This is a genomic window from Nitrosospira sp. Nsp18 (assembly GCF_900103145.1).
In the GTDB taxonomy this organism is placed as follows: domain Bacteria; phylum Pseudomonadota; class Gammaproteobacteria; order Burkholderiales; family Nitrosomonadaceae; genus Nitrosospira.
In genome coordinates, this window is sequence record NZ_FMWY01000022.1 from 1 (window position 1) to 13,700 (window position 13,700).

Consider the following 13,700-nt stretch of genomic DNA (forward strand, 5'->3'; position numbering starts at 1 on the left):
TTACCATATCAAGGTCTCCTTTTCGGTAACCTTCAATATGGCGCAACGTTATTTCTCAGAATACCTTTCGGTTACATTTAATTCGGCGCAATTCGGTGTATTTTAACCTCCCTCATCTTCCTGCAAGTGCTGGGAGAGTCGATGAACGTCATGACACTGGGCGGATTGGCGCTGGCGGTAGGGATTCTTGTCGACGATGCGACAGTGATGATCGAGAACATCGATACCCACCTGGAAATGGGCAAGGAACTCGATGAGGCAATCATCGACGCGGCAAACCAGATCGTTATTCCGACGCTGCTCGCCACATTATGCATATGCATTGTGTGGCTGCCATTGTTCACGCTTTCCGGCGTATCGGGCTATCTGTTCAAGCCGATGGCGCTGGCGGTGATATTCGCCATGCTGGCGTCCTTCATCCTGTCGCGTACGCTCGTGCCGACCATGGCGAAATATCTTATCAAGCATCCTCACGCAGAAGGACACGGAAAGGAAGGCGACCACCTTGGCGAGGAAAAGCCAGGGGGGGAGGCTGCCGGTTTCAAGGAGAAGTTAAAATATCATATGGGGATCTTCTCCCGTTTTCAGCAGGCATTCGAGACTCGCTTTGTTCAATTCACCACCTGGTATGGCGGGTTGCTGGAACAGACCATTGCAAATCGCCGCCGGTTCGTAACGATCATGCTGGCTTTCGCGCTGGTCTCCCTTATTCTGTTCTACTTCAACGGCCGCGATTTTTTTCCGGAGGTCAGGTCGGGGACCATCCAGATGCACATGAGGGCGCCTCTCGGCACACGGATAGAATCCGTAAACCGCATTACCACGCGCGTTTCGGAGGATATCTCGCGGATGCTTCCCGGGCAGGTTGAAGGCGTCATCAGCAATTGCGGCTTACCCGTCGGGCCGCATAATCTGGCGTTTATCCCGACGCCCACGATCGGAACGCAGGACTGCGATCTGACTATCACCCTGTTCGACGAGAAATCAGCCGTGTGGGATATTCGGAAAATTATCCATAAAGGTCTGAATGAGCGCTATCCGGGGACCGAATTCACCTTTCAGCCAGCCGATCTGATAGCGAAAATCTTGAATTTTGGTGCCCCTTCTCCGATTACTGTTCAGGTTAACGGGATGGATATCTACGCAAACTACGAATACGCGCGCAAATTGCAAGGCAAGCTGCGTAAACTCCCCGGCTCAAGTGATGTGGTGATCCAGCAGACCATGCGCACCCCCACCCTGTTTGTTGAAGGCCAAAGGACATATGGACTCGGTGTTGACAGGAGCGAATCGGATATTGCCCTGAATATGCTGATAACGACTAACGGAACGCAGCAGATCGACCAGAAATACTGGCTGGATCTGACGACCGGCATGTCATACCAGATCAACATCTATCAGCCTCAACCCTGGGTCTCAAGCACCAATGAGTTGAACAAGATTCCTGTCAAACCGGAGGGGGAAGGCGGCATGGACGAGAAGTATCAACTCTTGGGCAATCTGACGCAGAAAACGCCAGTAGGCACGCCCGGCCTGGTCACCCACAGGGGCATCATGCCGTTGGTTGAAGTATATGTGTCTGCCGAAGGGCGAGGGCTCGGCGACCTGCTGGATGACGTCAAGAAAGTCGTCGAGGAGATGGACGAAGAAGTACCTCGCGGCTCCGATGTCAAAATCGCCGGCCAGGCCGCGAATATGGTTACCACCTATGGCGAACTGCTTATCGGTCTCGCAGCGGCTGTCGTGCTGATCTATCTCTTGCTTGTCGTCAATTTTCAATCATGGCTGGTTCCCTTCATCATCATTACAGCCCTGCCCGGCGCTTTGGCAGGCATTGCCTGGGCTCTGTTCCTGACCCAGACGAATATTTCCGTTCCGGCGCTGACAGGCGCCATCATGGCCATGGGGACGGCCACGGCAAATTCCATACTTGTCGTGGCCTATGCGCTGGAGCGCATCGAAGCGCATGGCGACCCGCTGCTGGCCGCCATCGAGTCTGGCAAAGCCCGCATTCGACCGGTTCTCATGACCGCGGCGGCCATGATCATGGGCATGCTTCCGATGGCGATGGGAGGATCCACCAATGCACCGCTGGGCCGTGCGGTTATTGGCGGCTTGATGTTCGCGACGATATACACCCTGTTCTTTGTCCCGGCTGTGTATGCCATCATGTATTACGCACGAAGCGTTCCTAAAGACAAGGAAAGCGTTCCTGGCGGCAAAGAAATTGTTCCTCAACTCGGGAATTCCTGATATGAAAAAATCAAGTCAAAAAATTATAGTGAGTTTGGCAATCGTGCTTGGTGTTGTTTATTTGGGTTACCGAGTCATCGAATCCCGTAATCATATGGATTCTTTAACAGAAAAGGCGATGGAGAATGATGTTCGGACTGTAGCTATCATCCAGGCCGAGCAACTGCCTGCTCAGGAAACCATCAAGCTTCCAGGTACTATCCAGGCATGGTTTCAGGCGCCGATCTATGCCCAGGTATCCGGTTACGTCAAGATGTGGCATAAGGATTGGGGAGCGATAGTCAAAAAAGGAGATGTCCTTGCCGAAATCTACGCGCCCGCGCTTGATGCCCAATACCAGCAAAGCAAGGCGGATCTGGCATCGGAAGAGGCCCTTAATGCGCTCGCCAAACTTACTGCGGACCGGTGGATAGCCTTGCGCAAAAATCAGGCGGTATCCGAGCAATCGATTTCGGTAAAGGTGGCCGAAGCAAATGCCCAACAGGCAAAAGTTAATGCCGCCAGGCAAAATGTCCGTAACTTTGAAGCATTGATTGGGTTTAAAACAATTGTTGCACCGTATGACGGCGTGGTCATTAACCGTGCCATTAATGTGGGAGACTTCATCAATAAGGAAGGCACGATCAGTACGCCGGAGGGTGAAGTCCGTAACCTTTTTACTGTGGCAGACATGAGCCGGATGCGTTTGTTTGTCAGTGTGCCTGAGGCCTACGGCGCCACTATGCATGATGGCCTGAAAGCCGATCTGACGGTGCCGCAATTTCCCGGTCGGCATTTCACTGCCGAGTTTCTGACCACTGCTCGCGGCTTCAATGTTGGTACACGTACGGTGGTCACCCAATTCGTGATTGAAAATGAAGCGCGGGATCTGTGGCCGGGTTCCTATGCATCAGTCAATATCACCGTGGATGTCGCGAATAGACACCTCTCCATTCCATCCAGCGCACTGGTATTTGATGAGAAGGGGACGCGAGTGGCCGTGGTGGATGACGACAACATTGTTCACTTCAAGCCGATCAAAATAAGCAAAATCCTCGACGCTACTGTCGAATTAACCGACGGCGTCTCAACAGACGACCGGATTATAAACAATCCCAGCGCTGCCATACTTGAAGGTGACAAGGTAAGCATTGTAACGCCTGCACCGGGGTATGACCTGATCAATGTTCCAAAAGAACCGGTTCCGGAGTCAGCGAAACCAGTCGCACATTCAGAAATGCCAGATCCGACGTTAACACAAGCGCTAAACGGAACCGACGACCGGATTGTAAACAATCCCGACGCTGCCCTGCCGGAAGGTGCCAAGGTGAGCACTGTAACGCCCGCACCGGGATATGATCTGATCGATAACCCAAAAGAGCCGGTTGGGGGGGCATCGAAACCAGCCTCACATTCAGAAATACCGGATCCGAGGTTAGAGCAAGCGTTAAACGAATCACATGCATCATGAACACTCATTTGATCATGATTGACTTGCGGCGTAAAAAAGGAACCCATTTTTCAAATCTCTGTCGTCTCGGCGCAAGATTTGGTGGTTTTTCATTACTGGCAGCCAGCCTGGCGTCTTGCAGCGCGCTTCCCTTTCCGGCATTCGATTTGTCACCCACTTATCAAGCGCCTGCATTTGTTGTTCCGGATTCTTGGGAAGGAACGAGTGATTTCGTTAAGGCTAATCCGTCGGATGATGCACTCCGGCCCGACTGGTGGAAACTATATGACGATCCAATTCTAAACGGTCTTGTAGAGCAGGGGATGGCAGCCAATCCAGACTTGCATGCAGCAGCTGAACGGTTCATCCAGGCGCGCGATGCCATGATGAAGGCAAGGTCTCGATATTTCCCCCAAATCGGCTTTGAGTATGGTGGTAGTAATAACAGACAATCCGATAATGCCCTCTTTCGTGCTCCTGGAGAACCTGACAGCGATACTCAACATGCTTTCCAGGGACTTGCATCCTGGGAACCGGATTTCTGGTCGAAACTTCGGAATGCGGCACAGGCCAAAATCTATCGTGCTGAAGAACGTGCGGCCGATTATGGACTCGCACGCCTTATTCTACAGGCGGAAATTGCATCGAATTATTTCGCATTGCGTGGATTGGATGCGCAAATTGCAATTTACAAACAATCGATTGATCTTTATAAGGGTTCATTGGAAGTTGTAGTGACTCAGTTTGAAGGCAAGATCGCCTCTAATCTCGACGTAGCACGGGCTGAGTCGTTGCTGTTCGCTACCGAGTCAACATTGTCCCTGATGCAAAGCGAGCGCAAGGTGACGGAGCAGGCCATTGCAATTCTCCTTAATCTCGCTCCAGCCAGCTTTAAGCTCGAGCCGGTAGATACCCTCCTTACCACGAATTTTAGCCTTCCACAGACAATTCCATCTACTTTACTTGAACGTCGGCCCGATATTGCCGCAATGGAGCGCCGGATGGCACAGGCCAACCGCACCATTGGAATTGCGCGTGCCGCTTTTTTTCCAGATGTGTCCTTCCGGGTCGGAGGAGGAATTGAGAATTCCGGACTCAATCTGCTTAGCCTGGCTAACAGTTTCTGGGCCTATGGTTCCTCTTTTTCCATTCCGATTTTCCAGGGCGGATATCGTCGGGCTCAATTGCAACAATCGTGGTCGGTCTATCGCGAGACAGAAAATTCATATCGTTCCACAGTGTTGAATGCTTTTCGTGAAGTTGAAAATAACCTGACGAAGACCTATTGGATGGCTAAGGCTGCCGAACGGCAGGACGCTGCCGTCGGAGCCGCACGTACAACACAAAACCTTACCATGGACCTCTATAAGGGTGGTTTGGCCTCCAGCCTTGAACTCATTTATGCCCAGATCGGCACGCTGACGACAAGCGTCAATTCCGTACAGATCAAGACTAATGTGCTGGTAGCATCGGTGGAACTTATTCGTTCGCTTGGAGGGGGATGGAACCGCGACCAATTACCCGATGACAAGGAAATCCAACCCTTTGGTACACTCCAATATTGGGATCTTGATAAGCCACCACCAGCTGGAGGAATTGACGTCAATGCGGATCCTGACGATAGAAACAGCAAAAACAATGATTTGACAAAGCCCCTGGTTCCATAACTGCATCCTGCAAGAGTTCCGTTGCAAGAAATTGTGATGGCCCGGGGCTCTAAGCCACAACCAGCCGAATCTTTAACCAAATTAATGGGTAAATGGAACGTATACATGGTTCGCTGTTCAGACGGCAGCTTATATACCGGTATTGCCCTGAATGTGGCGCAGCGCGTGGATGAACACAATACGAATGATGTGCTTGCCGCCAAATACACCCGTCCGCGGCGTCCGGTGATGCTTGTGTACCAGGAACAATGCGATACGCGCTCGGCAGCAAGCAAACGCGAGTACGAAATCAAGCAAATGGACAAGAAGGAAAAACTGATGCTTATTATGGCAGACCCACCCAATACATGCTGCGTGACTATCCTGGTCTAGCCAGCATTTCTGTGCATGGAAGACTCATCTGGAGATTCTTCAACTGTTTCGCATGAAATCTGCAGCGCCTTTATCAGTTCTGTTTCGAGTTGAATCAGCCTTCTCGGTTCGTTCAATATATTTCCTGTAACCAGAAATGTGTCTTCGGCACGCTCGCCCATCGTATCTATCCTTGCGCTGTGTACATTTATGCCAAAACGTACCAGTACTTGTGCGATGCGGGACAGCAGGCCCGGTTGGTCGCCGGCAACAACCGACAGGACATGGTACGTACCCTTTTCATCCGGTTCGATATCTACTTCCGGCGTAATCGGAAAATGCTTGAGATGGCGGCTCAGGCGTCCCTTCAAAGGTGCCTCCAGAGGAACCACCGGATCTAATTGCTGTGCCAGTTCATGCTCTATGAAGCTGAGTGCATCACAGTGGTGTTGTGTTACGTTGAAGGGGTCGAGTACAAGAAAGCTATCGAGAGCATAGCCATGGCGCGTGGTATGAATTTTTGCCTGGACTATATTGAAATCGATGTGATCGAAGAAATTACAAATGCGCGCGAACAAATCCTTCTGATCCGCCGCGTAGACCAGCACCTCGATGCCCGTTCCGGCCGGGGCGACACGCGCCTTCACCACGGGTGCCGGCGGCTTCATCTGGTGGCCCAGATGAAGCGCATGCCAGGCGATTTCTTGCGGATCATGCAGCAGCAGATAGGTCGAGCCGAGCGCCGAATACAACTGCTCATACACGCGGGCGGGAATATTATCGTGCTGTAGCAATTCCAGGAGCTTGTTCTTGCGATTTCTCAGCGTGCCTTCAGCATGGGCGGGTTCGCCGTACAGATGACGCCGTGTTGCCCTGAACAGGTCTTCAAGCAGCTTGCTTTTCCAGGTATTCCATACTTTCGGGCTGGTGCCGCGAATATCCGCGACGGTAAGCAGATAGAGCGCGACGAGGCGCCGTCCGTTCCCGATTCGCCTGGCGAAGTCTGCGATCACATTCATATCGGATATATCTTTTTTTTGCGCCGTCATCGACATGACCAGATGATTTTCGACAAGCCACTCAACCATTTCCACGTCTTCCTTCAACATTTCATGTTGCTGACAAAAACGTCTGGCGTCTGTTTTGCCAAGTATCGAATGATCTCCTTGGCGCCCTTTGGCAATGTCGTGGAACAGCCCAGCGAGATAAAGCACCTCAGGCCGTTCGAATTCACCGATGAGCCGGCTGCAAAGCGGGTATTCATGGGCGAACTCCGGTGCCTTGAATCGGCGCAGGTTTCGCACCACCATGAGGATATGTTCATCCACGGTATAGACGTGAAACAGGTCGTGTTGCATTTGGCCGACAATCTGCCCGAATACCGGGATATAACGCCCCAGGATGCCGTAGCGGTTCATGAGGCGCAGCTCACGCGTGAGCCCGCGCGGTTGACGCAGGATTTCCATGAATAGAGCGCGGTTGTGCGGATCGCGCCGGAAACCGGCATTGATCAATGGCGCGGCCCGCCACATTGCGCGCAGGGTTGCTGCACTACGCGCTTTCAAGTCGGGATTCTTTTGCAGTAACAAAACGCTTTCAAGAATCGCCCCCGGGGTTTTTTGGAAAATGTTCTCGTCGCGCATTTCCAGCAATTCACCGCGCTTCTGAAACCGCTCGTTGATGACGACCGGAAGCGCCTCCTTATCGGGGAAAATCTTTGCGCGCAAGGTGAGCAACAGGATGGTGTTAATCTGCGTTACCGCTCTGGCGGCACGATAATACCGCTGCATCAGCATTTCGCCTGCACGGCGCGGCGGTTTGCCGCTTATATTGAGTTCATCGGCGAGAGGGTTCTGGTAATCAAATAACAGCCGGTCTTCACGCCTTCCGGCGAGGTAGTGCAGCCGGATACGAAGGTCTTGAAGGATGGTTTGATTATGTTGGGCGAGGCGAGCTTCCCGGTGAGTAATGAATTCCCCCTGGGCAAGGTCTTTCCACGACTTTCCCAATCCCGCAGCCCGGCTAATCCAGAGAATATTGTGCAAATCTCGAAGGCCGCCGGGACTTTCCTTGATATTGGGCTCAAGATTGTATATGGCGTCCTGGTATCGGCCATGGCGCTGCTGTTGCTCAAGCTGCTTGGCGGTGCAAAACGAGCGCGGCTCAAGCATCGCCTGCATCGCAAGTGAAAATTCAGTGAACGGTTGACGATAGCCCGCAAGCTGCCGAGCCTCCAGCAGACTGGTCTGCACCGAGATGTCTTTGACCTCTTCAATACACTCCGCGAGGGTGCGAATACTATGGCCGACGTCCAGCCCGATATCCCATAACGATCTTACCCAGCATTCCAGTCGCCCCTTGATATCGGCGTCCATTACGTTGGCATCGCTTCCTTCTGCGGGGACCAGCACCAGCAGATCAACGTCGGAATGAGGAAAAAGTTGGCGCCGGCCATAACCGCCCACGGCCAGTAAAACGATGGAACGGGGCATCGCCATTTCGTGCCAGACATGCCGCAGAATTCTATCCACCAACTGGCTGTGGCCCCGCAGCAACACCGCGCCATTGTTATCCCTGCAATAGCGCTGGTGTAACAGCTGACGCCCCTTAAGCAACGCCTTCTTGGCAGCCTCAGCGTTAAAAGGACTCGACAACGATGTGAGCCTTTCATCGAGGCGCATCATGACAAATCAGGGGCGGAATACGGGCTTCGGCGGCGCACCGGCGGATACCGTCAGCACTTCATATCCGGTTTCAGTCACCAGCACGGTGTGTTCCCACTGCGCCGACAGGCTGTGATCCTTGGTAACGATGGTCCACCCATCGGCCAGCGCGCGGATGGGCGCCTTTCCCGCATTAATCATGGGCTCGACCGTAAAAATCATCCCGGCTCTGAGTTTCAGGCCGGTACCGGCGCGGCCATAGTGGAGCACCTGCGGTTCTTCATGGAATTTCGCGCCAATGCCATGGCCGCAGAATTCCCTTACCACGCTATATCCATGATTTTCGGCAAACTGCTGGATAGCATGGCCGACGTCTCCCAGATGTTTTTCCGGCTTGATTTCCTCGATACCTCGCCACATGGCTTCAAACGTGATTTCGCATAGCCGCCGGGCCTGGATTCCGGGTTCGCCGACGTAGTACATGCGGCTGGTATCGCCGTGGTAGTCATCCTTGATGACCGTCACGTCAATATTTACGATATCCCCCGATTTCAGTATTTTCTGGCCCGGAACGCCGTGGCAAACCTGATGATTGACCGAGGTGCAGATGGATTTCGGATAGGGTGAATACCCCGGCGGAGCATAATTGAGCGGAGCAGGAATGGTATGCTGCACATCGACCATGTAATTGTGGCACAGTGTATCAAGCTCATCAGTGGTGACCCCAGGTTTAACAAACGGCGTGATGTAATCCAGCACCTCCGACGCCAGGGTGCCCGCTATCCGCATTTTCGTTATTTCCTGCTGGGATTTGAGAAGCACCGTCATAATAAATTCCTGATTGATCGAGAAATATGTTCAAAAACTGAAGGTTTGAATAAGGACGTCAAGCACAGGCAACTTTCTATAGGCAAGAAAATGTGGCTAAGGTTTTTTCCCTGGTCTTCTTTATATGATGTTTATGACGTTCGATGAAATTGCAAAGAACAACAACTCTTCGGTTCGTGGTATCCGCAAGAGGTAAGCGTTAGAGGTGAGAGAACATCGCCGTATTGCGTCAAATCGTTGTTCATCATGAGATCTTCAGGCCGTACCTCAGGTATTCGCGCACTTCCCAGTCTTGAGCTCGCTGCCGGGAAATTCCTCTTTCAACTGCATCATCTTTGCGCTCATATTTTCCTCTGGTGAGCGTGCGACGTATTTGACTTGCCTCAAGTTGCGTGCGCCGATAATTGCTGACCTTACACCTTTTTTCCTCAGCGCAGCCAGGAAAGCCTGGGCGTCTTCTATGTTTTCAAAAAACCCCATGGAGATGGCGTTATCCCATTTACCGGTTTCGTCAACGCGAGTGTAATGGGTAACCCCCCGTCTCTTGAGCTCACCCATTTTCCGTTCAGCGTGGCGTTTGCTTCTGAGCGGAGGAATATGTACCCAATAGACGGGGGCTGTACCCAGCGTCTGCCGGGCTAGCTTGTCGTCCAGTTCATGGCTGGCAATTGCCGCCTCAAGCCGCTCTTGATCTGCTTCAACGAACGTTCCCCATTCCAGGCAGGTTGCAGGTGCGGGAGGCGCCTGCAAGAGCTTGATTTTTTCCGGTTGAAGCTCCCATGCCGGCGGGGCGGCGCTTCCGGCAACCGGCTCCAGTTGAACGTAAGTCGCAAAAGCCAGATTGACAAACAACAGTAGAAAAAATAATGTTCTCATTTGTTGATGGCTTATTATTGTTATTCAGTCTCTGCCTTGTTAAAATGCGGTGTTAACCTCAATCCCAAGAGCATCATTTTTTCGGAGTTCCAGGAATGCAAGGCATGAAGCAAGGCATGAAGCTAATTTCGAAGATTGTGGCATGTGTCGCATTGTCGCTATCCAGTCAAATTTTCGCAGAAACAACTCCAGCGGAAACCGGTAAAAGCAAGGGAGATGCAGCCAAGGGTCAGCAAATAGCAACTCAAGTTTGCGCGGCTTGCCACAGCGCCGACGGCAATAGCATCATTCCCGCAAATCCAAGCTTGGCCGGTCAGCATGCCGAGTATATCACCAAGCAACTAAATAATTTCAAGTCGGAGGACGGCAAGCCTGCAGCCCGGGAAAGCCCGATCATGGGCGCAATGGTAGCGCCACTCTCCGCAGAGGATATGAAGAATCTCGGCGCTTATTATGCCCAGCAGACTCCCAAGCCCGGCGCGGCTCAGGATAAATCGCTGGCGGAAAGGGGTGAAAAAATATATCGCGGCGGCAATCTCGATTCTGGCGTTCCTGCCTGTGCAAGTTGTCATTCTCCCACTGGAATCGGCATTCCGCCGGTCTATCCGCGTCTTTCCGGACAACATTCTGAATATACCCTCGCCCAGTTGCGCGCATTTCGGACCGATCAACGCACCAAAGACGCCAACAATGAGATGCATATGATTGCGTCACGCATGAGCGAAAGGGAAATGGAGGCGGTGGCCGAGTTTATTTCCGGATTGCGCTAAATTAAATACGCAAGCCTGAACCTGAAACAGTACCAAATTTAAACCGACCTGAGAACCAGGCCGGTTTTTTTATTTCGTTGTACCGAATACCCGATCGGCCGCATCCAGGGTTTTACTGATTTCGGCGGCACCGTGCGACGCCGAAACAAATCCGGCTTCGAATGCCGATGGCGCGAAGTAAACGCCTTCATCGAGCATGGCGTGGAAAAAGCGGTTAAAAGCTTCACGGTCGCAGCTCATCACTTCAGCATAACTCGTCGGCAGATTTTCGCGGAAATAGAGACCGAACATGCCGCCCACCGCCTGTGCGCAAAAGGCAATACCATGTTTTTTCGCAGCTGCGGTAAGACCTTCGGTCAGTTGCAGGGTGCTGGCGGCCAGCTTTTCATAGAAATCCGGCGTCTGCACCAGCTTCAGCGTGGCGAGGCCGGCAGCCACCGCGACCGGATTACCGGAAAGCGTGCCTGCCTGATACACGGCTCCCACTGGCGCGAGGCATTGCATGATGTCTCGCCTGCCGCCAAATGCCGCCATTGGCATGCCGCCGCCGATCACTTTGCCGAGCGTGGTAAGGTCGGGTCTTATGCCGTAAAGACCCTGAGCGCATTTCAGCCCAACGCGAAAGCCCGTCATTACTTCATCAAATATCAGTACGCTGTCGTGCCGCGTGCATAGGTCACGCAAACCCGGCAGGAAGCCGGGTTTCGGCGCTATCAGATTCATATTGCCTGCTACGGGCTCAACGATGACCGCAGCGATTTCTTCGCCGAACTGGCTGAACGCCTGTTCCACACCGGCGAGATCGTTGTAATCCAGCACCAGGGTGCTGGAGGTGGTTGCTGCCGGAACCCCGGCGGAACTTGGGTGACCGAAGGTCAGGGCGCCTGAACCGGCTTTTACCAGTAAGGCATCATCGTGGCCATGGTAGCAACCCTCGAATTTGATGATGCGGCTTCTGCCGGTATAGCCTCGCGCCAAGCGAATGGCGCTCATGGTGGCCTCGGTGCCCGAACTCACCAGGCGAACCTGCTCAATTGACGAAACAAGCTTGCACAGCAGTTCCGCTATTACCAGTTCCGCCTCGGTGGGTGCCCCGAAGGTCAGTCCTTTCTGTGCCGCTGCCTGTACCGCTTCAACCACTTCAGGATGAGCGTGGCCGAGAATCAACGGGCCCCAGGAGCCGACATAATCTATATAGGTTTTATTGTCCGCGTCCCAAACGTAGGCGCCTTGTCCCCGCTGAAAAAATATAGGCGTCCCGCCGACCGACTTGAAGGCGCGAACAGGTGAATTAACACCACCGGGAATATATTCCTGAGAGCGTTCGAATAATTGCTGATTACGTGACATTGTTGGCTAACCCATGATTATGAGGAATGAAATGCTGGTTTGACCTGAATAACAAAGAAAATTTCTCGGCAGCGGATCGAATGTGCCGGGCGTTAAACAAGGCGTTGTTGACAGCCACCGCGTCTGCGCCCTGGCGTATCAGTTCCCCGGCATTTTCCGGAATAATACCCCCGATAGCGACAATTGGAATCCCCAGCTTCTGCTTTGCGTGATGCAACAGGTCTGCGGGCGCAGACACAGCGCCCGGTTTGGTGACGGAAGCAAAAAAAGCGCCGAAGGCGGCATAATCGGCACCTTGCCGCTCGGCCTCGACAGCATGTTCCAGTCGTTCGTAACACGAAATCCCGATGATCTTGCCGGGTCCCAGTTTGCGCCGTGCCTCGGTGATGGGCGCATCCCCTTTTCCTAAATGCACGCCGTCGGCGTCCACTTCCAAAGCAAGATCAGGATAATCGTTGATGATGAACGGTACGTCGAATTCAGCGCAAAGACGGGCAAGTGACTGTGCCTGTTCAAGGCGCAGCGCGGCATCGTCCGTTTTGCTACGGTATTGGACTAATCGGGCTCCGCCTGCCAGCGCCTGCTGCGTCATCGCAAGGAGGCTGGCGGTATCGGCGATTTCCGGTGTAATTGCATATAAGCCGAGAATCCTGGGCCGTGTCATTTACTCTTGTTTCCCTCTTCGGCTTCGGTGTCGTCCCTGGCCCAGAATAACCTGTCCGGCAAATACTGTCCCATTCCGGGGCGAAACCCGGCCTTAAGCGATTGCCAGGTATATTCTTGCGCTTCGTATACACCCTCGGCGATGGGCAAGCCATTGGCAAGAGAGGCGGCGATAGCCGAGGCAAGCGTGCAACCCGAACCGTGATATGAACCTGGCAGCCGGTCCCAGGAATCGGTGCGAATGACTCCACTGGTTCCGTATAAATTATTGATCACCTGTGATGTGTTTTCATGGGTGCCGGTGATGAGCACATATTCGCAGCCCATATGCAGAAGGCGGGTCGCGCACTGGCTCAAATGCGGCATTTCGCTGTCATCGTCGTCATCCTGGGCAAGCCGCCGCGCTTCGATGCTGTTGGGCGTAATGATAGTCGCCTGGGGTAGCAGCAATTCGCGCATTGCTGCTACCATTTCGTCGCTGGTGAGTTCGTCGCCGCGCCCGGAAGCAAGCACAGGGTCCAGCACCAGCGGAATGTTGGGATAATCGGAAACCACTTCGGCGATAGCCGTGATAATTTCAACACTGCCGAGCAACCCGATCTTGAACACGTGTACCGGCATGTCTTCCAGCACCGCGCGTGCCTGATCCGCCACCCATTCCGGATCGAGCGCCATCACATCATCCACGCCCGCTGTGTCCTGCACAGTAATGGCCGTGACCACCGAGAGCGCATGACAGCCCATGCTGGCAAGAGTGAGGATATCGGCCTGGATACCCGCGCCCCCGGTAGAGTCGCTGGCAGCGAAAGAAAGTACGATGGGGGGTGGCTGAGACATGGGCTAATACCGT

At 53.2% G+C, this 13,700-nt stretch carries 11 protein-coding genes; 5 read left to right on the forward strand and 6 right to left on the reverse strand.

The genetic code is table 11. The features are described 5' to 3' along the window. The first annotated feature begins 99 nt into the window (after nucleotides 1-99). From BLS94_RS10255 to BLS94_RS10270, 4 genes are all read left to right on the forward strand, one after another. Nucleotides 100-2,253, forward strand: coding sequence for an efflux RND transporter permease subunit (locus BLS94_RS10255; RefSeq protein WP_256325390.1), 2,154 nt, complete (start codon nucleotides 100-102; stop codon nucleotides 2,251-2,253). Nucleotide 2,254: 1 nt separating this feature from the next. After that, entirely contained in the window at nucleotides 2,255-3,703 is a 1,449-nt protein-coding gene (locus tag BLS94_RS10260; RefSeq protein WP_256325386.1) for an efflux RND transporter periplasmic adaptor subunit, read from the forward strand. A gap of 14 nt (nucleotides 3,704-3,717) precedes the next feature. Next, nucleotides 3,718-5,349 (forward strand): efflux transporter outer membrane subunit, encoded by a 1,632-nt coding sequence (locus tag BLS94_RS10265; protein ID WP_090960681.1) that lies wholly within the window; start codon nucleotides 3,718-3,720, stop codon nucleotides 5,347-5,349. An 84-nt stretch (nucleotides 5,350-5,433) separates the two neighbouring features. After that, complete coding sequence (locus BLS94_RS10270) at nucleotides 5,434-5,721, forward strand: GIY-YIG nuclease family protein (protein ID WP_090960684.1); 288 nt, start codon at nucleotides 5,434-5,436, stop codon at nucleotides 5,719-5,721. On the opposite strand, the gene BLS94_RS10275 is transcribed toward BLS94_RS10270, so the two are convergent. The 3 genes from BLS94_RS10275 to BLS94_RS10285 all read right to left on the reverse strand — a co-directional run bounded on the left by BLS94_RS10275 (nucleotide 5,718) and on the right by BLS94_RS10285 (nucleotide 10,067). Then, nucleotides 5,718-8,384 (reverse strand): [protein-PII] uridylyltransferase, encoded by a 2,667-nt coding sequence (locus BLS94_RS10275; protein WP_256325387.1) that lies wholly within the window; start codon nucleotides 8,382-8,384, stop codon nucleotides 5,718-5,720. The genes BLS94_RS10270 and BLS94_RS10275 overlap by 4 nt on opposite strands. Nucleotides 8,385-8,390: 6 nt before the next feature. Then, nucleotides 8,391-9,191: a type I methionyl aminopeptidase gene (gene map / locus BLS94_RS10280; RefSeq protein ID WP_090960598.1), complete on the reverse strand. Its 801-nt coding sequence runs from the start codon at nucleotides 9,189-9,191 to the stop codon at nucleotides 8,391-8,393. 267 nt (nucleotides 9,192-9,458) lie between these two features. Then, nucleotides 9,459-10,067, reverse strand: coding sequence for an SPOR domain-containing protein (locus BLS94_RS10285; RefSeq protein WP_090960602.1), 609 nt, complete (start codon nucleotides 10,065-10,067; stop codon nucleotides 9,459-9,461). Nucleotides 10,068-10,183: 116 nt separating this feature from the next. Between BLS94_RS10285 and BLS94_RS10290 the strand changes: the two genes are divergently transcribed. After that, nucleotides 10,184-10,837 (forward strand): c-type cytochrome, encoded by a 654-nt coding sequence (locus BLS94_RS10290; RefSeq protein ID WP_072768698.1) that lies wholly within the window; start codon nucleotides 10,184-10,186, stop codon nucleotides 10,835-10,837. Between the two features lie 69 nt (nucleotides 10,838-10,906). On the opposite strand, the gene hemL is transcribed toward BLS94_RS10290, so the two are convergent. From hemL to thiD, 3 genes are read right to left on the reverse strand one after another with little or no spacing between them, the layout of a single operon-like run. Further along, nucleotides 10,907-12,187 carry a glutamate-1-semialdehyde 2,1-aminomutase gene (hemL, locus tag BLS94_RS10295; RefSeq protein WP_090960606.1) on the reverse strand — a complete coding sequence of 427 codons (1,281 nt, stop codon included), beginning with the start codon at nucleotides 12,185-12,187 and terminating at the stop codon, nucleotides 10,907-10,909. Beyond that, nucleotides 12,177-12,851, reverse strand: coding sequence for a thiamine phosphate synthase (gene thiE, locus BLS94_RS10300; RefSeq protein ID WP_072768662.1), 675 nt, complete (start codon nucleotides 12,849-12,851; stop codon nucleotides 12,177-12,179). The genes hemL and thiE overlap by 11 nt, the downstream gene beginning before the upstream one ends. Beyond that, entirely contained in the window at nucleotides 12,848-13,687 is an 840-nt protein-coding gene (thiD, locus tag BLS94_RS10305) for a bifunctional hydroxymethylpyrimidine kinase/phosphomethylpyrimidine kinase (RefSeq protein ID WP_090960612.1), read from the reverse strand. The genes thiE and thiD overlap by 4 nt, the downstream gene beginning before the upstream one ends. Nucleotides 13,688-13,700 lie beyond the last annotated feature (13 nt).

Excerpts from the sequence above, each read along its gene's own strand:
- BLS94_RS10265 (WP_090960681.1), top strand. The coding sequence starts at position 3,718 with ATGATTGACTTGCGGCGTAAAAAAGGAACCCATTTTTCAAATCTCTGT.
- BLS94_RS10290 (WP_072768698.1), top strand. The coding sequence starts at position 10,184 with ATGAAGCTAATTTCGAAGATTGTGGCATGTGTCGCATTGTCGCTATCC.
- map (WP_090960598.1), bottom strand. The coding sequence starts at position 9,191 with ATGACGGTGCTTCTCAAATCCCAGCAGGAAATAACGAAAATGCGGATA.
- BLS94_RS10270 (WP_090960684.1), top strand. The coding sequence starts at position 5,434 with ATGGGTAAATGGAACGTATACATGGTTCGCTGTTCAGACGGCAGCTTA.
- thiE (WP_072768662.1), bottom strand. The coding sequence starts at position 12,851 with ATGACACGGCCCAGGATTCTCGGCTTATATGCAATTACACCGGAAATC.
- hemL (WP_090960606.1), bottom strand. The coding sequence starts at position 12,187 with ATGTCACGTAATCAGCAATTATTCGAACGCTCTCAGGAATATATTCCC.
- BLS94_RS10285 (WP_090960602.1), bottom strand. The coding sequence starts at position 10,067 with ATGAGAACATTATTTTTTCTACTGTTGTTTGTCAATCTGGCTTTTGCG.
- BLS94_RS10275 (WP_256325387.1), bottom strand. The coding sequence starts at position 8,384 with ATGATGCGCCTCGATGAAAGGCTCACATCGTTGTCGAGTCCTTTTAAC.
- BLS94_RS10260 (WP_256325386.1), top strand. The coding sequence starts at position 2,255 with ATGAAAAAATCAAGTCAAAAAATTATAGTGAGTTTGGCAATCGTGCTT.
- thiD (WP_090960612.1), bottom strand. The coding sequence starts at position 13,687 with ATGTCTCAGCCACCCCCCATCGTACTTTCTTTCGCTGCCAGCGACTCT.